This window comes from Pseudomonas sp. WS 5503 (genome assembly GCF_012985385.1).
In the GTDB taxonomy this organism is placed as follows: domain Bacteria; phylum Pseudomonadota; class Gammaproteobacteria; order Pseudomonadales; family Pseudomonadaceae; genus Aquipseudomonas; species Aquipseudomonas paracarnis.
On the sequence record NZ_JAAQWI010000010.1, the window covers coordinates 179,161 to 199,828 of the forward strand.

Sequence of the window (20,668 nt, forward strand, 5' to 3'; positions counted from 1 at the left end):
AAAATACAATAAACGACAACTCAGCTAAGGCCGAGACTGTGTAGATCTCGTCCTCAAAAACCATGTCGTCGAGGATTGGGTTTCCACAGATCGTTCAGTTCCCGAGCATTGAAGTCCTAGCTCGGAGCATAGTGTCGTCATCGATCAAGCCCCACGGCTTAGGAGTAGGCTTAAACCGGATGAGGAGACCAGGATTCTGGCCCCTTTCAGTGAAGGCGAGGGGATGGGCTATAAAGTGACCGTTGTCGTCCGGCAAAAAGCCATTCACGACGAATGCATCGAGGATAGGCTTGCAAGCTGCTGCCACTGATTCGTGGTCCAAAAGCCTAACTTCTGGGGTTATATAAATCTCTTCCACAATGACTGGGTACTCAGCGCGAGCAAGCCACTCTTTGAAAACTGGCATGCCTTCAAGCTTCATCGCTTCAATTCGTTTAACCCAGGTAGCTTTGAGAGAGGTGCTCTTCGCATCATGCACTCGCAACATCACATTGAGTCCTAGAAGTAGGGCACCTGGGAAAAAGGCACACAAAGACTTAGTCAACGTGTCGAATTCAAACCGATCATTCCGTCCGTCCATATTGGCATCACGCACCTTGCGCATGCGGGTGGTTGCCTTGCTTTCACCTGTCCGGCCAGAGGGTTGGGCGTTTATCTCTGAGCGAGGGGTGGCAGCTGTTTGTGTGTTTGGGGTTAACCCCTGCTTTGCAAGACGCTCAAGAAACTTCGGGTCAGAGGCAAATGCAGATCGATGGTTTGTTTTTGACGGCACTGGGTTCTCCTAAACCCAAGCAACATAACGACTGCCAAAAAAAAACCACCTCAGATTCGCTGATACCCCAGATATGGAGCACCTGAACCTCACTATTAGGGCATAGAAGAGGATTCAATATGCCCAAAATCAGATCTGTCTGCATCGTCGATGATGCCGGCGGTATGCGGAAGCTAGGTATCACGCTGCTTGAAAAACTCGGGTACGAGGTTCACGTCGCTGAGGATGGGTATAAGGCCCTGGCCGTGATCCGAGAAACAAACCCCGACGCATGTTTCATAGACCGTGAAATGCCCCAGCTCGACGGGCTTAGGCTCATCGAGCTACTACGCGGTTGGAAGGATTGGGGTGACAAGCCAATCGCAATGCTTTCAGGTGCAAGCAGCGTTTTCGACCAGCAATCTGGTCTCATAAGCGGAGCCGATCTGTACCTGACTAAACCCTTCACACGGGCGAAGCTTGAACAAGCTCTAACTGAGATGGATGAACTCCTTGAATAGCCTCAAGCAGAAAGGGGGGATGCACTTTGCCGGTTACCGGATAGGTGAAACTTACTGCCTTAGCCCGTCTACTTCGATCATTGCTGTAGATCAGGTGCCGAAGTTGCTCAATCAAATTCCGGGCACCAAGCCGTGGTTGATGGGCGCTGGGAGATTGGGCAGACAACTCCTTCCCTTCGTAAATATTTCACGCTTTTTGAACATATATCGAGACCCCGCCCTAGGTAATGAAGCAGGAGCGGCCCTGTTTGTTAAGGGCGGTGAGGGCGTCGGTAACGTGGCACTTGTCGTAGATGAGATTTGCGAATTCTTACTTGCGAGCGAGCTTCGGGATTGCGATCAGAGTGAATTCATGATCCCCCCAGGGCTTGGTAAGAGCATGCGGAAAGCTGTAACTGCAAGGGGCCGCACCTGGGCCCTCATTGATCTCCCAGCGCTAATAGCAGACGACAAGCTGCAGAACGTTGACCTCACTTGACCCCCACCCGAGATTGGACAGCATGAGTAATAATTCTTCCATCGTTTCACTAGCAACAATTATGGTCCTCCTGTCGGGTGGCGCAGCCGGTTATACCGGGTATCAATTCCTGAAAAACAATACCCAGCAAGGCTTCTTGCTGAAGGCCAGCTACCAAGCACAAACAAGCGCTATGCAGGCCATTTACCTTGCTGAGCGAGCAGCGACAGATAGCAGCTACAACTCAGATATGGCTAATTTAGAAAATGTTGTAGAGAAAGCATTCGCTGCTCTGCGCAACGGTGATCCAGTCCGAGGTATCGAACCAGCTCCACCAGTAGTGCTGGCGAATCTGGAATCACTTCAGAAGGTCTGGGCAGAGATTTCACCATCAATCTCCCAAATTGTTAGCCAGCGTACAGTTACTGATCAATACAGCAGGACTCTGGCTGACACCCAGAGAACCGCAGCCGAGGCTTTAAAAGCTGCGAAGGAGGCTCGTGCGAGCCTTGAAGCATCATCGGCCGGGCCGCAAATCAAGGGACAGCTTTCTAAGGCTGTGTCGTCGCTGGAAGAAGGCCAGCAAGCTTTGAGCTCGGATGGCGCTATCAACAGCGATACGTTGCGGGCGGCTGCGAGCGCATTCAGCCAGTATGTGACTACATTGGCCAGGCTCGGACCGTCGCTTCCAAAAGATCAAGACTTTATGACCCCCTTGGTCAAAAGCTATCGAGAAGCTGAATCCGTCGTTCGCCTGGTTCAAAAGACCATTGATAACGCATCAGGGGTAAGTGAAAACATTCCGCATGCGAAAACTATTTGGAATGTCCGTGACCGAGTTTCTTCGTCCGCGGCCAGCCTCATCGGTTCAGTTGAAGCACTGCCTGACAGTCGCCCAATGGGGATCACTATCGTCGCAGGCCTGGGCGGATTGACGTTGCTCCTTTCGATTATCTCAATGCTGATGATGCGATCGATCACTAGCAGTCGTACAGAGTCCATTGAGACTCAGGGCCGCCATCAAGAGGTCTCGATAAGCACACGATCTAAGCATTTGAAATTGCTGCTTGATGAGATCGAGTTGGTAGGGCAGGGCAAGCTCAATACACGGTTGACTGAAGACAACGAAGCTACGCGCGATATCGCCAAGGGCCTTAACAAAACATTTGGCAATTTCGCCACAATTCTTGACGAAGTCAAAGAAACAATCATTGGCCTTTCCGCAGCGACTGAGCAAACCCTGATAACTGAGCAGAACGTTGCACAGAATCGTGGCGAGCAGGACAAGGCAATTGAACATATCAGCCAATTGTTTGGCGATCTGTCTCAGTTCATCAACCAGATTGAGGATATGACGTTAGAGACTCAGCAGATCTCTGACGACATGGTGCAGAAGGTTGCTTCGGGTGAATCGTCGGTAACACAGGTTCATGACAACATCCTCGAGCTGCAACAGCAGACCCTATCAATCCAACACCGCTCGAAACACATGATCGAGAGTTTCCAGGTTCTGGAAACAATTGCGCAGGTTGTTGCAGAGGTAGCCTCCAGGGCCGCGATGCTCTCTTTCAACGCAAACCTTATGGCTGATGAGCTTCAGGATAAGGGGCAGTCGATCCGCATTGCCAACGCAGCAAAGGCAATGTCCCGCCTTAGTGAAGAGACGAAAGATGCGGTCGTGCAAATTAATGTCCAGCTGAAAACAATGAACGATGCCGCACGCGAAAACCAGTCCGCGGTGGATCGTGCGCAGCGTGAAACAGACAAGCTCCGTGATAGGTCGAATGTTGCTCAAGACGCTTTGAAAGACATCAAGGACCTGGCTGGTAACCTGACTCTGGGTGCACAGCGTGCAACCGAAGACACAAAAGAGCTGAAGGCGAAGTCGAGCGACGTGGGAGATCTTGTAGACAGCGTAAACCAGTACAGCGCTGATAACAGCGCAGCTAGCGAGCAGACAGCCGTCGCAATCAAAAACGTTAACCGACAAGCTCAAGACCTACAGAGCACGATCGCTCAATTCTCCAAGGACTGACGATGAATAGCCTCGATGCACCGGCTGAGCTGGACATATTTGACCGATGGTTAGTGACTATCGAGGCTAGGTTCTCAATACAGATTGATGCTAACCGTCAGGGCGCGTTCAAGAGCGCTCTGACGCGTTTTGTAGAAAGTATTGGTATGGACCTGGAAAGCCTGGATGAACGGCGTAAGTCGGGCCGTGTGGACGCTGAGACATGGTCAATGCTTCTACATCTGGCTACGAACCATGAAACTCGGTTCTTTCGATCGCTGCCAGCCAATGAACGAATCGTCAAGTTATGCGAAGGCATTACCTCGCCGCGGATTCTCTCTGTCGGATGTTCGTCCGGAGAAGAGCCTTTCAGCATTGCTTCCGCGCTACTAGATGCTGGTCACCCGACTTTCAGGGTTCACGGTACCGATGTTTCATCTGTGTGCATAAACACTGCGCGTGAGGGGCTGTACCCAAGGCATGAAGGTGTTGGCTTACTGGCCGCAGCCCCTACCCGCGGTAACAAGATGCGATTTCACAGGTTCGTCCGTGAAATGGTGACGTTTGAGGAGCACAACATTCTGCAAGACAGACCCGTGCAACTGGCGAATCCGAACATCGTAATCACACAGAACATGCTCATCTACTACCGCACAGATACTAGATACGAAATCCTGGACAGACTTTCAGCAATGCTTGTCCCAGGTGGCCACCTCATCACCGGCCCCGGGGAGACCCTCAATTGGTCTCACCCATTCATGACCCGTATTCCAAACAGTAATCCCAACGTATTCCAAAGGTCTGTCGATGTCTAACAAACTGCGTATCGCCCAACTGACCTGGCTTCGGGCTCCTATACAGAAGAGCGTCGACACGACCAAGTTGCAGCTTGAAGTCTTTAATAAAAAGTCAAAAGCTTTAGCGAGTCCTCCACCCGATGCCGAGCCTGTTTGGTTTGAAAACCAAAAGAAGGATCGCGATGCTGCATTCAAAAATGTCGAGATCGAGGTCAAGCATATCCATGCCGCGCTCGATGTTGCTGAGTGCATCGGCGGCAGTGCCTTAGCACTCGAAGTGAAGATCATCGTTACAAACATTGCAGATCATCGACTAGCTCAAGAGAAGATTGAGCAGGCGCTCGTCTCAATAATGGGTAGTCTGCTGACCATACCGAAGTTTCTGGGTATGGTTGTGGACGGCGCGCCAGATAGCGCTGGCATCCTTGCTAAACAGATCAACGAATTGAGGGAGCTCCGTGGGGTTCCACTACTGGAAGAGGACAACCTTCTTCCACCCGATGTGGAGTTCGCTTACGTCGAGCCACCGCATCGAAACCGCGATGTTTCTGACGATGAACGTCAGGATGTCTTTGGTCGTTCGCCCAAGCGATTTCAAACCGCATTCAGCGCGTACATGACCAACCAGAATAAAGCTGCGGTTATCGAACTGCGCGACATTCTTCGAGAACTTCAGGTCGTAACAAGCGATTTGGAAGTCGGTTGCTTTTGGTGGGTCGGGGAGTGCCTGACTGAAGCACTTGCTTGTGGTGCTATCCGAGCGGCTGGCGATACCCTTTCAAAAATTCGTATGCTATCTGTTGCCATTCAGAAAGCCGAGTCTGACGGAGAGGATGGTGCTAAAGCGACGCTAGGTGTCACAAGATTCAAATCCCTGCTTTCTGTCTTAAGCATGTCCGCGAAGCTACCTCAGTCCATCGAAGACGTGTTGGCCGTATTCAACGTCAGAAAGTCAGTGGACGCTACCTCGCTCGCGGAGCTTCAAGCCCGTATTGAAACCGCCAGTGCTGACTCGATAAAGGATGTGGTAGTCGAGCTCAAACCTCTGCTGGAAACCTCTATGGTTTCCCTTGGCCGGGCGATCATCAGCAAATCGCCGCTGACGTTTGATGCCCAGATTGCGACCTTCAGGGCCTCCATCCGGCAGGTAGCCAGCGTGTTCTACATGGTGAACGAGAGCGAGATGGCTGCTGTCGCGGCGCAATCGCTAGCGAGAGTGGAGAAGGTGTCCACCGTGGACGGTTTCACAACTGACGTGATTGAGAAGCTGAAGTCGGATTTCATGTTCCTTGATGAACACATCCGACGCCTGGACTCAAACGAATCGATTCAATCATTGCGTATTCCAGGGGTAAAACCTGACGTCATCGCCAGCGTTGTGGAGCAATCCATCCAAGAGTTGGCACTCACCCGACGCTCGATCACCGATCACTTGGACAGCGGCGCAGGCATCGAGGATTTGAGATCAGGCCTAAGCCGCTTGGTAGGCGCCAGCGCGGCACTGTCCTTCACGGGATTGACTCGTGCAGGTCTTGTTCTCAATGGGTCATGCCAGGGCTTCCTGAGTCAGATGACTGAACAGGGGATCAAAGGGTCCACTGCGGTAGATATGTCGGCACGGGCACTTGTAGCCGTCGAGAGTTACCTTGCGGCCATTCTGGCCGGCATGGCACCGTCTCCTACCCTCATGACACGGGCTGAAGAAGCACTTAGCGAGCTGAACATCCAGGTCGAGCACGTTGATGTTGTATCTCCCTCAGAATTGATGGAAAAGTTTGAGGCAGCAATCGCTACCGACGAAGTTAATGAGAGCGACGAAAATCACTTCCTCTCAGAAATCTTTGAGCTCAGAAAGATCTTCGAGCCCGTACTGCTCAAACCAGATGTTCGCGATAGAAAGACAATGGAGCAGCTGTACAAAGCTGCGGACCGTTTGGCGATGGGTGCGAAACTGTATGGGTTCGACTCATTCCACCGCCTTGCAAGAGCAATGGGCACGTTCAGTCAAACGGTGAATAACCATTCACGAGATGAGGGTTTCAATCGCACTGAAGCTGACGCTTTAGTCGTTTCGTCCCTCCAGATGATTTTCCGTTGCATGGACGAATACTCTGCTCGCGGTAAGGTCACTATCTTCACTAGGGATATGGAGAAAGCCCTACTTGCTAAGTCCGATCCAGGCATCGTCCAAGCACTCGACGAACCCCAAATTACCAACCACGACGTGAATCAGACACCTGACTCCTCAGAAACTAGTTCGGTGCTGGTTGGTGAGTTGGTTGAACGCGATACTGTTACTGAGCTCCGCGAATATCCAGAAGGCATCGACGGCGGCCACATCGAACTCTACCGTGAGGAATTCGTTCTCTACCACGGGATTCTCCTGTCATTTAGCGAGGGCAGCCAACCTCATCTGACTCGTGACATTTGCAGAGCTGCGCATTCAATACACGGCATCTCAGGGTCTGTGAATTGTGAGGTATTGCACGAGGTATACGGCGTCCTAGAGTCTCGCTTTGAGGTTCTATTCACGGCTGGCAAAGCGCTAACGGCCGACGACATATCGGTGCTTTCCGACGTACTCGCGCAGACGCATAAGTACATGTTGGATTTCCCGTGGGTGTCTGAGACTTCGCGCTTAGGTGCATGGGTCACGATGGCTGCCTCAATTGGAGATGATATTGAGGAAGCGGTATTCACTGAAATGCCTGCCGCGATTGCTAAGCCGCCAACCGAGCAGAAGGTGGAGGTTTTCGCAAGGCACAACAAATCGGAAGGTGATTCTGAGGAGCAAAAGATTCCGCATGCAGAATCTTTTTTGACCAACGACACAGGACCGACCCATGGTGAGGAAGTTGAAGCAGGCATTATTCAAGCGTCTATGGAGATTCCTCCAGAGTACAACGAGGATTTCCAGTTCTATCTAGATGAAGCTGAGGATGTGTTCCCCGATCTCGAAAGCAACGTTGCAGCCTGGCTCGAGGATATGAACGATAAAGATTTGGTGCTGACCATCAAACGCAATATGCACACCCTGAAAGGTGCAGCGTTGATGGCGGAAGCACAATCGATTGCAGCAATTACGCATTCGATGGAAAGTCTGTTTGAAAGCCTTTCAATTAAGCTTATCAATCCAAGTCCAGCGTGCGCTCAGCTAGTTATGCTGGTGATGCAAGCTATTACGGCGATGACGGAGGATGTTAAGAAGGGCCGTGGATACCCAATACCGAGTTCCCTCATTCAATGCCTTGAACAATCCGTAAATACAAACACAATCGATCTGTCTTTACTCCATTCAGATCAAGCGATTCCCGGTGCTCAACTCGAGGCGCAGATTCAGACCGTGATCTCAAGCGAGCCCGATCTTGAGCCTGCCACCGAAGACCAAGCTATTCTCGAGCAGCCTCATGACACAGGCGAAGTAGCGGAAGAAATGCCGGTGGTAACGTTCCTCGATGAGGTCAGCGTTGATCAAGCTGAAACCAAACCGGCTCGGAAGAAACGAGGTGGCCGCGGAAAAGGTGGCAGGGGCCAAGCTTCAACGGCTGCTGCCGAGATGGAAACTGATGGCGAGTATGGCCCAGCTGTACGTGAGGATAGCGTTCAGGGAGGCATAATTAATGAGGAAATCACCACTGATGACGCCGAGCAGGCGACAGTCTTAAACATTCCTCAAGCACCTGAACAGCTGATTCAGTCCGACGATATCGTAGCGAAAGAATCAATTGCTGATCAAAATCCTGTGCAGGAATCCCAACCTCAGCGGGAGACTGATGACCAAAACCAAATCGCCCCTAGCCAAAAGATTTCGCATGCGAAATCTTTTGAGGACGATCCAGTACGAGCCGAATACGCCCGCCAAGCTTCCGAGGCATTCGACAGGCTCTACACCATTAAAATGGACAGCGAGATTGGAGTCGAACAACCGATCGTCTCCAACGCTGTACTCGACCTGCTAGGGCGTGAGCAGGCCCAGGCCACTAATGATGGCAAGAAATCTAACGGGGGTACCTCCGAAAAGATCCGTGTAGAACTTCATCTGTTAGAGGCTGCTGCGGAAAGGGCTTCGGAGTTGGTCGCAGTACGCTACCGTCTTAGTGCCCTGAACGAAGAGGCGCACATCCGGCTAACCGGTGCCCGGGAATTACTTGAAGCCAACAGTCTTCAACACGGTCAGCTTACGACGGCCCTCAGGAGCTTCTTCAACAATCAACCTCAGGCCCGGAAATTTGAGGATGCTGCAGAAGCAGATTTAGAGCGGTTCAATGACCTTTCTGCGATGCATGTTGCAATGGGTGCACAAGTAGATGAAGTCCGTGAACAGGTTCACGAGATCTTCTCGTACATCCGCCAAATGCGAAATGCTCTCTATGAGCTTGATCCCGCCCTAATCGGACTCCAGCGAGATCTGCTCCATTCTCGCCTGGTACCATTCCTCAACGCCAGACAGAAGCTGACAGGGGCTGCGAAGACAGCCGCGAAAGCAACTGGCAAGGAAGTTGAAGCGACGATGGCGGGTGAAGAAGTCATCATGGATAAGATGATGCTGGACGCAATATCTGACCCTTTGACTCATATTATTCGGAACGCCATAGACCACGGTATCGAACCCCCTGCAGAACGTTTGAGGCTTGGTAAGCCGGAATTAGGCTCTGTAAAAATCAAAGCATCCCGCCGGGCTAAACACATCGTTCTCGAGATCAGTGACGACGGTCGTGGCATTGATGTTGAAGCCGTACACCGTAAAGCCATTGAGATGAAGATCATCTCCGATAGCGATCAACTGAGCCGTGCCGAGATCATGCGACTGATCACACATAGCGGTTTTTCGACCGCGGCTAAGCTGACGCATGTCTCGGGCAGGGGTGTTGGGATGGACATCGTTGCAACCACTGTTGAGGGGCTTGGGGGTCGCCTCTACATCGAAAGTGAGAAGGGTATCGGCACTCGGTTTCTGATTGAGTTGCCATTCACGATCGGCTCTAACAAAGCAATGATAGTGAGCTCTGGCAGCCAATGGTTTGCGATTCAGAGCTATTCAATGGTTCAAGTATTACTTGTATCTCGTAGCTCCCTGGCCGCGCAAAGAGCAGCTAATGGCTTTGCTACTGTCACGTACGACGACCGCAGCTTCGACGTCGTTCACCTGGCAGATCTGGTCGCTATGCCGGACTCACGCAGTGCCGATCAGAAAGGAGGGGATGTAACAGTCATTCTTTGCCAGCAAGGTGATGAACGGATAGCTATCGAGGTGGCTGAAGTCGACTCTATGCCAGAAATCCACATCAGAAAGCTTGAAGGTATGCTCGCGAATGTCCGTGGATTGGTGGGTGAGACAGAGATGCAAGATGGCAGTCCTGTCTTCGTGCTGGACGTAATGGAAATGGCTCGACTGAATCTCAAGCAAGGTTCGAAAGGGTATCAAGTTCGACAAAATCGCGTTCGTTCGCTGAAGCGTGAAAAAAAGCCAACTGTTTTGGTAGTAGACGACTCAAGAAGCTACCGCAGTCAACTTGAGCGAATCTTCACCGGATTCGGATACACCGTCATAACTGCAGTCGACGGTCAGAACGCGTTGCACAAGTTGGGCTTAATCGATAAGCCGGACCTGATGCTGGTTGATGTTGAGATGCCGAATATGAACGGTTTCGAGTTCACTGAGGCGATCAGGCGCAAGCCGGAATTTGACGACACTCCAATCATCATGATCACTACACGTACGGGCCTTGAAGAAAAAGCAATGCGGGCCGGCGTGACCAAGTATCTGCTCAAACCTTGTGATGCACCGTCTCTTCAACAGGCTGTAGCTCAGATCAAAGCGCAGAAATCGATGGAGGAATCCGCAGCATGAGAGTTGGCGTAGTAAGTACGGATGAGGTGCAGAAGGCGTTGTTCACTGAGCTTCTTGCACCACTGGTCGGCGACCTGATCATGTATGACGTTTCGCATGCGAAAGATGGCGACCTGGAAATCAGCAATGCACATATCCTGCTGATAGACATGGCGGACTCGAACGTCGTGGAATGTGAGGAGGTGATGGAGGCACTGGGCCGCGAAGAGCCCATCTGTCTTGTGCACGATAAGAATCTGTATGCCATGGCTCAACGTGATCGTATCTCATGGCGAAACCGTACGATCGAAGAAATCAAATTGGCTCTGCCTGACCTAGCCAACGAATTGGATGAAAAAAAGGATGAGGCGGACAATAAGAACGTGCCCGACCTTTGGATCATTGGTGCGAGCTCAGGTGGGCCGCAGGCGCTGCGTCAGTTCTTTGGTGATCTTCCAAGGATGCCCATTTCAATTTTCGTTGCCCAGCACATGTCAGAAGCTGGATACAGTCAGATGCTGGCACGCTTGAAGGATGTTGCTCCAGGGTGGGGAGTTCAATCAGCGGAGTCAGGCATGAAAATCAAGCCTAACTCCGTGTACCTAGTTCCGCGCGATAACACGATTGTGATCAATGCTGGTGTGATCCACCTTCAGCCATACAGCGCTCAATCTGTGTCATTCAACCCATGCATAGATGCAGTGATTCGTTCTGTCTTCGACTGTCACCCGCACCTCGGGGTGATCATTTTGTCAGGCATGGGAATGGATGGGTCTGGTGGGATCAGAACGATCAAGGGCAAAGCAAAAATGATCATGGCCCAAGATCACGAATCATCTGGGGCTAAGAGTATGCCGGACACTGCTCGCAATACCGGCGCGGTTCAGTATTCGGCGAACCCTGAGGGACTGGCCCGAAAGCTTGCCCAAATTTACGGACAAAAAACATTCTGATTCAAAGGCTACCCAAGGGTAGCCTTTTTTTCGAGAGTTAGTTGTTGTGCCGGTTGGGAGCGGAACGAAGCAAGTCACCGATTGCCGTACGCTGATCTTCAACGCAGCGGCTTGCGACTTCATGAATTAAGTCCAGGGCGCCTGGATTCGAAGTGGCAATCAAGTCCAGGAGAAACTGCAACTGCTGATCTGAGTCGACGGGGTAGTCGGCAGGTGGGAATTCAGCCCTGAGAAGCGTCTGAGGTCCCATTTTTGTGGTCACCTGTATGCAGGTATTCGGCATCAGGGTAGCGAAATTGCGTAGGAGGGGAGAGGTATTGATTTGAACGCTTGGCATAGTGTGATCCTCATGGTCGGGACCACTCTATGCGCTAAATCACGTGCCAGAAGCCCATCAGCCACACGTTTGTGGAGTACAGAAACCCATGATCTCATCATAGGATTTGCAGCAAACAACTGGGACCCACCACACAAAGGTATAGATCTCCTCCAGCGATACTGGCCACAACCGCATCTGGGTATCCAGAAGAAAGCTACCAGCCTCAAACCCTACAGTTACCCCTGGTGACGTCTGCTGAAGCTTTCCGACCGAAAGAGAGGCATTGAAAGGGAAAGAACCAACAGAAAAGCCACTGACATGAATTGCTCGGTAGGCAGCCTTTCCTGCGGCAATTGCCGCATTGTCATCGTGATCAGCCATTTGTCGCGGATAAAGGGCTCCCCACCTGGTGCCTATGCAGATCTCCGACCCAAAAAGGGAAACGCTGGATGTCAGAGGATTTGTGCATGCCACCATACCCAGGGCGGAAGCAACACCGATATCTCTGCACCCGGTGTTCCAAGTGGGGTCAAATTCAGTGTCATAGATCATTTTTGGAAAGCAACTAGGCAAGGCTTGGTTGAACGCATTGAGCGCTTTACTTTGGAGGACATTAGATGCCGCTCCGCATACATCAAGGATATTGGTCAACCCAACATTCGAGGTCCGAGCCATATCAGGCCCGCAAAGCTTGCAGCTTTGATAGGCCATAGCGATATCAAGGGCCCAGTCAGGGATCTCCCAAAGTCGCACATGCATTGAGGTGTAGTCGTTGTTATCAGTGCCGGCACTGAGCGGACCGCTGATGGGCTGACCCAAGGCGGTATCGCCCCCGCCTTTGATCACTTCACAGATGGCTACAGGCTGATAGTGGGACACGATGAGGTAATCCTCACACCACCAGCAACAAGGGCCATAAACCATATAGCTGAGGGTGACAGGATCAATGACAAGAAGGGTCGCTAGTGATGTTACTGCAGCTTCGGCATCTTCCGGCTTAAGCCCAAGGCCCAGACCAGACGCAGCTGCTAGAGCGGTAACCGCGGAAAGCTTGTTGAATTCGCGTCGAGTGGTCATCCCAATCTCCAAAAAGGAATCTTTACCTAATAGTGGAGTTGGAGTGCCCTAAAACGGGCTAAGGAATGTTGGTTACGGGTATGTGCGAAGGCCAATGCAACGCATCGGCCGTATCGTCAGAGTCGCACCCTTGCCCTACGCCCAAGGCAGCAGCGATCTTGACGGATAAGTGGTAGCCAGCTTCCAGGTCTGGAGATGGATCAAGAACCGATACCGTGGAGTCTGGATTGGCCGCCTGGTACAAATAGCCAAGGGGGTTTCGGACTAAGCCACAGCTAGATTGCCCATCATTGTGTTCGAGAGCGACGCAAGGTCCAGAGGTACAGTTCAAGTAGGTGCTGGCCAGCATGCAAGGTTCAAACGTGCAGCAATAGCCACATCCGTTGCAGGGCTGACCCAATCTAGGTTTTGAGAGGGTAAAGGGATTGATCATTATGGAGTCGACCTCCCACTCAATGTCGAGTCAATTTAGGGCGAATGACATGCCACGGAATGGAACACTCACCAAAGGCGCCTGACCATCGAGGCTCATATCTTCGTCAAATGAGGGGTTCATAACGTGCACAGTGGGGTCGGAAGCGTCCATCCGGACAAGCACGAGCACTCGCTCTGCGTCAGTCTGTGGACAGCGGCCTGTAACGTAGACATCGTGCTCAGATACGTAAGCGCAGATTCGACTGCGATACCGGTCCGCCCCGAACTCGCCCTTTCGCGGTTTAAGCGCAACAAGCGCACCTGATACGTTCATTGAGAGGTCGTGCTGTACCTCAAACATCAAATCGCCAACCTGGGCTTGGCCCTCAGTGCTCCAAACATCACCCTCAAACGAGAAGGAGGCTTCCCCCGTCTCACCCATGGCGGTTTCAGCTTGGAGGAGCTGCTTGAACTGAGCGAGTGCCATCGCGCAAAACTCCTCAGCATTGACATGCGCGGGGAGTGTGACGTTAAGCACACCATTGAAGTTTACTGGAAGGCTGATGCTTTGGGTCTGTTCGCTGCGTACTGTGTTCATGGTGATGCCCTTGAGAGAATGACTTGAGTATCCGCTCAGCGAGCTGTGCCACCAGCGAAAACCACATAAAATGGGGTAGTGGGTGGCCACTATTAGGGTATTAGCAACGGGAGAATTTGTCGTGATTGATGTGCCATCGAATTTGATTTGGATTGTAGGCTTAGTGTTGCTCGTAATTGCCTTGGCGTTCCTTTGGAACCTGAAGCTGAGCAACCATGCGTCCGAGGCGCAGCATTATGAGCATCCTCCTGAATTGTCGCATCCAGTGAATGAGGTACGGAGATACAAAGGCATGCCGGTTCTTGCGCCCGCGCCACCTCCTGTAGAGATCATCCTGGAAACTGAAACAGTTACTGTAGAGGAGGTCAAAACGGAAGAGTCCAAAATCGACAACCTCAATGAGGTGCCTGACTGCGAGGATGCGGAACGCATGCTTTCGCTGGCATGGAAACTTGAGGTGAACGGTGATTTTGAAGGTCGTGATGAGTTCGCAGGCATGGTCGTAGAGAACCAGGATGCGTCACCTCGTCAACGAGACCGTGCCCAAGCCATGTTGCGCCGTGACAGCATGGCCTGAAAACCTTGTACATCTTCAGATGCCTGGAAGTCCTCAATAGAGTGACCAAGCATCGTTGAGAAATCTTCATCGAATCGATCCCCAGTCGGACTCTTGCGCCACTTACACGCCCCCGATGAGACCGTAACGACACAGTCACTGATTCGCTGGATACCTACCAAGCAATCAATGCACTTGATGGCCATCAAGGACACGTTCGAGACCGATGATCGAATAGTGAAATAAACCTGCCCGTTACTCATCAGATCGGCCCCCACGAAAGTTCCCATAACGCCCTGGACTTCTACGTCTGCCCCAGGAAGAGGTAAGCGATCGTTCACATGTCACCCCACATTTCAAAGAGCGTCTCAGCGAATTCAGAGTCGCGAATTTTACTCAAAGCCTGGATCTCCAACTGACGCACTCGTTCTTTCGAGAGGTTCATTTCGACCGATAGTTCTGCCAAGGTTTTTTCACGGGCGTCGCCCATGCCGAAGCGATTGACAATTACGAAGATCTCGCGCTGGGTTAGAACGTCTCCCAGAGCGCTTTCTACAAACTGGCGCATGCTGTCGTCTTCGATCTCAGACATGAAATCGTTGTTGGTGTCAGCGAGCAGCTCATGAAGGCCATCTGCATCTGAAGTGTCAGTGCCCTGGAACGCTGTGTCGATCGATCTCTGACCGCCGGCGAAGTGGACAAGGTCACGAACAACGTCCTGCTCCAGCTTCGTTGCCTCGGCCAGGGAATTGATAGACACGTTTGGCTGATCACGAAGCATATTAGAAATCATGCGACGGTGTTTATGCATACCTTCGGGTAGGCGGATGGACTCTTGGTCAGCCAGATCTCGACTGATGGATACATTGATCCAAGTGAGCGCGATCGTCGAGAAGCGGAAACCCATCTCAGGCGCAAATCTGTAAACCGCACGAGTCAATCCCATGTTGGCTGCAGACCGAGCAATTTCCTTGTCCGCAAAACGGAAGCGGCCGATTTGCTGCTCTACCAGACGAACATTTGCGTTGGTGAAAATATCAGCGCATTTCTCAATATCACGATCAACGCGGTTGAAAACGGACCACGCGGAAAGAATCTCAATGGCTGGCGCTTCGCCGGTGGACGCAGCGTCAAGGATTGCTTGCTGACGGCTGGTGATACCGTGACGGAGTTTCTTCATCGCAGCTGGGGGGAAAAGCTTAAGCTCATAGCCGCCAGAGATCAGCAATGCCGGAATCAGCTTAGGTGATGTCCAGTTGCCAGAGATGATCCCTTCAACCTTGATCTTAGGAATCCGAACCTCGTCGCAGATAAACTTGATCAGATCACGAGTGCGAGCACTCAACTCCTTGCAGTTGACGCGAAATTGATCAGCCGCACGATTCAAGATGTAGTCGTATGGAACGATCTCAGCGAGCTTCAAACGCAGCTCATCGCGAACAGCAGCGCTGAAGAGAGTGCCGTCCATGCCTTCGGCCGCATAGCCCCGCAATTCGCTAATCAGGGTTCGGATCGTGTTCAGCTTGCGTCGAACAAGTGAAGCAAATTTCTGATCAGCAATAGCCTTTGCATTCTTGTGAGCCTCTTTGGCTGAGTAGTCGCCTTCAGGCAGGGTACCAACACGTAACCAGGCACCGTCGTGGTAGATCAGCGCAACCGCTTTGTCGACCTTGTCCTTCTCGCCCATGGCATCCCAGATCTCCTTGACCATCGAAGAGACAATGCTCGTATCGACGGCCAATGCCCGTACCAGGTCCAGTTGACCCATGAGGATCCGGAAGCCCAGAGCTTGCTCATCTTGAGCGCTCAGGAGCCCCTTTGGGCCATCGAGGCTTGGAAGTGCCGGGGTCTGGGTAGGCAGATCGAAGCCCCTACCAATACGTGGCTCTGCCGGGCTTTGGTGTTGTGTTGAAAGCTGGATCGCAACATTGCTCATCATTTATCTCCAGAGCCTGGCCCTATAGGCGTACCGGCATCAATACGAAACTGTGTGATGGCAAGTCTCGAGCTCTTAGGAGCGTGCCAGAAGCAGCTCCGGAAAAAATCACATCGATCTCGGCGGCTCCAAGAGAACGTACAATTTCCCCAGCCAGCTGGCCGTTGAAACCAATCTCCAGCGGCTCCGCGTTGTAGTCGCATGGGAGAACATCGTCGGCCAGGTCTTCGGCCTTACCGCCCACTGACTGGATCGAGATAGACTCGGCGGAAACTGCGAGGCGCACCAAGGAAACTGCACCTTCGGACAAGAGCCCGACACGGGCCATAGCACCAGCAAATTCGTCGCGGACAATGCGGGCGACGTCGCCTTGCTCAGCAGCTGCTAACAGCTTGCGGTAGTCAGGGAATTTTCCTTCAACTAGCTTCGTGTGTAGTACGCCACCCTCTCGAGTGAAGCGCGCCATGCTGCCAGAGGTTGAAACCCGAACGCTTCCGGTGCCAACGAATTGGCAAACATCCTCAATGCAGCTGCTCGGCAGGATGAAGTTTTGCATCGGTTCACCAGTCACAGGTACTTCAGTGACACCCAGGCGAAGTCCATCAGCGGCAGCGAGGGTCATGAGCCCCTGTTGGAAATCGAACAGAATGCCGTTGAGCATCACCCGAACGTCATTACGGGCAGCACAGAAGCCCACTTGATGAACTGCGGTACTGAGGGTACTACCAGCGATGTTCAGCTCACCCTTGCTCTGGTCGGCAGTGAACTCCATGACGGGAAAGTGATCGGCAGGAATTGTGGCGAGAGTGAAGCGCGATCGCGCAGCTGAAATCACGAGCTTAGGCTCGGCAAACTGGATGGAAACCATCGCATCTTTTGCCAGAGCTGAAACCACTTGGTCGAACTTGACTGCCGGGACGCAGACAGCAAACCCATCGCCCTGCAGGGTGAACAGATCGGCTGGGATGGTTAGGCTCATTTGCTTCTGGCCGTTATGAGCAGACAGCACCAAACCTGAGGCATCTACCTGTATCAAAAAGTGACCGTAGACGTCAGTGGCTTTGCGCTGGGGTACACGTGCAACGGTTTTAAGGTAGTGAGCTAGATCGGAACACTTGATGGAGAATTTCATGGGCTAATCCCTTTGAGGTATTGCCCATAATTACTGCCAAAAGAATGTGCCAGAACCAGTCGTGCTGATCAATTATTAACCACATCCTTTGAGGGTTGTTACCGTATGAGTTGCGGAGGGTTATGCACACATTTGTCCCCGGAAATTGTGGATAACATTACATTGCTTCGATCAGAACCTTGCTGAATGCGTTGGTAGCATCACGTCCGTCGACTCTAAATGATGACTTCTGTGCAAACCTTGCCATGTCACTGGCTACCCGGTGGGCGTACCCAGTTTGCCCTGAACGGTCAAAAAGGATCGCCAGCTGAACGTAAGCTTGAAGCCTCATGGCGTCACTAGAAAACTCGTAAAAGTCCTGTGGAGGAGGGTAGACACCTTGGGCTGCTTTGATAACCAGCCCGAACAGCACACCAATGTCTTTGCTGTTCAGTTCTTTGACTAGGCCTGCCGCTCGTTTCAGGAATACGTTTGCGTCTTCGATATGTCCGGTAGTCACGTAGCTAATCGCTATCTGAGCGAGCTCCATCGTGCTGCCCGGTCGCTTCGCGTAAAAATCTAGCAACACGTCTCTCAGGGTATTTGCCCGCTCGATGTCGCCTGTTGCCAGAAGAGTGAGTAAGCGTTGCTGAAGCGCGTCCATATACGCTGGCTGGTCTACCGAGTTTAAGGTGTTGAGGGACCGTCCAATCGCCTTAACATCGCTTGATCGAGATGCCAGCGCAGCAATGTGGCGAAGGGCTAATACCTGCGCTTCCGGATCCTTCACACTCAGTGCCTCATCGAGTGCTGAATCAAAGCGCTTCTCTCTAGCCGCGTTGATCGCTTGCCCAGCACTAACAAAGTCGATATCGGGCCTCAGGCACATGAAGGTTTCAGACTGCGTCTTCAGGTCTATCAGAAGCTGGGGGGTTGGAATACCAGCGCCTAGAGTTAATGCCGTAGTGCTGCGGATGGCTGAGTCCCGAACTGAACCAGGATGTTCGGTCTCAACGCTTTTAGCGATCATGTCACCGATGCACTTTTTGTCCGCGTGCTCAAAACAGATGGCTTTTGGAGGCGCTACAACCCAGGCAGGGTCTGCAGCGCAGCCACATAGCGAAAGCATTGCAATGATCAGCGCTTGGGCCTTCACGACTTAACTGACCCAAGGGAAGCGATGAAAGACCTTCCCCTGCTCCGCAGCGAGTTGTAGCAAACGGTTTGCCAGGGAAGAATCCGACTCAGCCTCTACACTGATTGTGAAGACATGGGTTCCCTTAGCGAGCATCTGATCAGCACAGTCTTGATCTGCTGAAGTGAACACTCGAAGGGGAATGTACCTGGCAAGTGCATATTTGTGCACCATTTCAGCTACCCCCGGTTCATCTGAAACGTAGATTTCATCGGGCATTCGGTTCTGAAACAGATGGTCAAAGGTTTTGAATATCTCTGCATCGATCACGCCTAAGTCGCCCGCCAGTACAACCCGCCGCAACTCATTTCCTGGCTCATGAGCTTTCATCAACCGCTCGTAGATGTCCGCGGCAACCTGGTCAATCAATGGAACACCTGTTTCGCATCCTGCCTGAAGCAATGACTCACGCAGGTGGTCTTGGTGCTGAACCAACTGCATCCACATTCCTGCTCTTATCAGAGCAAACCGAACCTGAACCCAATCCTGCCTTACACCACCCTGGTCAATGGCACCTGTCTCCAGCAGGAAGTCATCACGATCATCTTGCTTCAGCAGGAACTGACGATAGGACTCATCGACACCCCGGAATTTCTCAGATTCGACGAAGTGCATCAATGAGTAGCAAAACTCTCCCTCGGACCTATCAAGAGAGCGATAGGCAACAAAGGGTAAAAAAGCATATGGGTCGTAGCTGGGTGAGGTCGATGATTCCATGACTTATCCGATATTGCGGGTAATGCGTTTGTGCAGCTGCATAAGGCCGACTGCCGCTGATGATGCTTCATTGCCATCTTGTGCCTGTTTCAAGAGCTCTGCTACCCAAAGTGGGGGGGGCGAATTTTTGGCGAACCGAGATTGAGTGAATGCATCAACCTCGCTTCTTTGGCCGCTTGTTAATATTTCCGGGGCTATCCTGCCCAGCAGACGGACGACTAATTCATGGAACCTACCGTCGCTCGCGCCAACAGCTAGATTTAGCCATTCCCCCATAGGCGCTTGATGGAGCTCTTGCATCAGTACCTGGTCTTTAGGTGAAAATTCTCCTGCCCACATGCGGTGGTACACGTCAGAAGGTTGAGACGACAACTGGAGTACAGGTGTTTCCTTTAACCTGGACGGTAAGAGCGTCGCAGACCTGAGCTGGGCGATCCTTCGCTTCACCAGTCCGATATCGATGGAAAGCCGAGCTGCATCGGCCGGTCGTATGGCCGAAAGCGGTGCGCAGAAAGGAAAGCGGCTGAGGGAAATCCGCACAAGCGGCCCATTAGGATTTGATGAAGGGTTTCGGACAAAGCTTTGGTATGAAGTGATTGCTGGATTGCATAGTTGGCTAAGATCGGACTCAAGATCCGCCACATACAAAATATCGGGGTATGTGATATCGACACCAACTGGCAGTCCAAGGATGAAGCCTTTCGGTGCCTGCAGACTTTGGTGTACCAGGTACATGGGTGTGGCGCTTTCGAGATCGCTGACCTCACCCTGCTCTAAGCCCAAGGCAGATTTGATGCTCTGTAGAGATGAGTGCTTGAGAGCATGGCCAACAAGCTTGGGACAGCTGGCGTGCGTGTCCGCCAGTAGATCTCTCAACCTCACCGCGCGATTCTCGCCGCTTACATTCGCATCCCACATGAGGAAATGATGGAAGGATTGGGTGTTGGTTGGGTCAGGGCTGTCCGCCCAAGGGTACTCATCCGGCCTTAAGATATTAATGGCCCGGAGCATGGTTTCTAGATCCAGGTAGTAGCTGTGTCCCGGTAGCCCAATGCAGGGGAAAGGAAGAAGATTGCGGTAAAAAGTTGACCTTAGGAACGGATCAACTCGCGTAGTATTACCTAAGCCGATATGCAAACAGTTTGGTCGCGTGAAATGACGATGGACTGTTCTCGCACACTCCAATTCCGAATGGCCGCTCAGCAGATCCATTGAACCGAGTTCAGAGTTAGCAGCAGCCTCCAGATCAACATGCACATCACTGCGCAAACCGACCATCATCTCCATAACCTGAGGCATTAGAGACTCCTCGCACATGAGCGAGTCATAGCGCACGATTTGACCTTCAGCGGGTGATTTACCCGCTGTGATTGCATCGTAGAAATGGATTGCTAACGGCATTTTGTCTCCCCTATAGCCTAA

General features: G+C 52.0%; 15 protein-coding genes. 7 read left to right on the top strand and 8 right to left on the bottom strand.

What is annotated here, in order from left to right:
* Nucleotides 1-94: 94 nt before the first annotated feature.
* The gene (locus tag HBO10_RS24165) at nt 95-772 is read right to left on the bottom strand and encodes a hypothetical protein (protein WP_011923274.1); all 678 of its coding nucleotides are present in this window, start codon (nt 770-772) and stop codon (nt 95-97) included.
* A gap of 119 nt (nt 773-891) precedes the next feature.
* On the opposite strand from HBO10_RS24165, the gene HBO10_RS24170 reads away from it, so the two are divergent.
* Genes HBO10_RS24170 through HBO10_RS24195 form a run of 6 tightly spaced genes read left to right on the top strand, consistent with a single transcriptional unit; the run spans nt 892 to nt 11,323 of the window.
* Nucleotides 892-1,272 (top strand): response regulator, encoded by a 381-nt coding sequence (locus HBO10_RS24170; protein ID WP_011923273.1) that lies wholly within the window; start codon nt 892-894, stop codon nt 1,270-1,272.
* Nucleotides 1,265-1,750, top strand: coding sequence for a chemotaxis protein CheW (locus HBO10_RS24175; protein ID WP_162886998.1), 486 nt, complete (start codon nt 1,265-1,267; stop codon nt 1,748-1,750). The genes HBO10_RS24170 and HBO10_RS24175 overlap by 8 nt, the downstream gene beginning before the upstream one ends.
* 22 nt (nt 1,751-1,772) lie before the next feature.
* On the top strand, nt 1,773-3,764 hold the full coding sequence (locus HBO10_RS24180) for a methyl-accepting chemotaxis protein (RefSeq protein WP_169904144.1): 1,992 nt from the start codon (nt 1,773-1,775) through the stop codon (nt 3,762-3,764).
* 2 nt (nt 3,765-3,766) lie between these two features.
* A complete protein-coding gene (locus tag HBO10_RS24185; RefSeq protein WP_169922123.1) occupies nt 3,767-4,558 on the top strand; it encodes a CheR family methyltransferase in 792 nt (263 codons plus the stop codon).
* Entirely contained in the window at nt 4,551-10,391 is a 5,841-nt protein-coding gene (locus tag HBO10_RS24190) for a response regulator (protein WP_169904143.1), read from the top strand. Before HBO10_RS24185 ends, HBO10_RS24190 begins: the two co-directional genes overlap by 8 nt.
* A complete protein-coding gene (locus tag HBO10_RS24195) occupies nt 10,388-11,323 on the top strand; it encodes a chemotaxis protein CheB (protein ID WP_011923268.1) in 936 nt (311 codons plus the stop codon). The genes HBO10_RS24190 and HBO10_RS24195 overlap by 4 nt, the downstream gene beginning before the upstream one ends.
* 394 nt (nt 11,324-11,717) lie before the next feature.
* Here HBO10_RS24195 and HBO10_RS24200 read toward each other — a convergent pair whose 3' ends face one another.
* Nucleotides 11,718-12,719 (bottom strand): hypothetical protein, encoded by a 1,002-nt coding sequence (locus HBO10_RS24200; RefSeq protein WP_116827395.1) that lies wholly within the window; start codon nt 12,717-12,719, stop codon nt 11,718-11,720.
* Between the two features lie 463 nt (nt 12,720-13,182).
* On the bottom strand, nt 13,183-13,731 hold the full coding sequence (locus tag HBO10_RS24205; protein WP_078466149.1) for a hypothetical protein: 549 nt from the start codon (nt 13,729-13,731) through the stop codon (nt 13,183-13,185).
* 121 nt (nt 13,732-13,852) lie between these two features.
* Here HBO10_RS24205 and HBO10_RS24210 point away from each other — a divergent pair, with 121 nt between their 5' ends.
* The gene (locus tag HBO10_RS24210; RefSeq protein ID WP_169904142.1) at nt 13,853-14,308 is read left to right on the top strand and encodes a hypothetical protein; all 456 of its coding nucleotides are present in this window, start codon (nt 13,853-13,855) and stop codon (nt 14,306-14,308) included.
* Between the two features lie 316 nt (nt 14,309-14,624).
* Here HBO10_RS24210 and HBO10_RS24215 read toward each other — a convergent pair whose 3' ends face one another.
* The 5 genes from HBO10_RS24215 to HBO10_RS24235 form a co-directional block, all read right to left on the bottom strand.
* Complete coding sequence (locus HBO10_RS24215) at nt 14,625-16,223, bottom strand: sigma factor-like helix-turn-helix DNA-binding protein (protein WP_169904141.1); 1,599 nt, start codon at nt 16,221-16,223, stop codon at nt 14,625-14,627.
* Nucleotides 16,224-16,245: 22 nt separating this feature from the next.
* On the bottom strand, nt 16,246-17,355 hold the full coding sequence (gene dnaN / locus HBO10_RS24220) for a DNA polymerase III subunit beta (RefSeq protein WP_169904140.1): 1,110 nt from the start codon (nt 17,353-17,355) through the stop codon (nt 16,246-16,248).
* Between the two features lie 157 nt (nt 17,356-17,512).
* Nucleotides 17,513-18,490, bottom strand: coding sequence for a hypothetical protein (locus HBO10_RS24225; RefSeq protein ID WP_169904139.1), 978 nt, complete (start codon nt 18,488-18,490; stop codon nt 17,513-17,515).
* Between the two features lie 3 nt (nt 18,491-18,493).
* Complete coding sequence (locus HBO10_RS24230; RefSeq protein ID WP_169904138.1) at nt 18,494-19,246, bottom strand: hypothetical protein; 753 nt, start codon at nt 19,244-19,246, stop codon at nt 18,494-18,496.
* Between the two features lie 3 nt (nt 19,247-19,249).
* Entirely contained in the window at nt 19,250-20,647 is a 1,398-nt protein-coding gene (locus tag HBO10_RS24235) for a hypothetical protein (RefSeq protein ID WP_169904137.1), read from the bottom strand.
* Nucleotides 20,648-20,668: the final 21 nt, after the last annotated feature.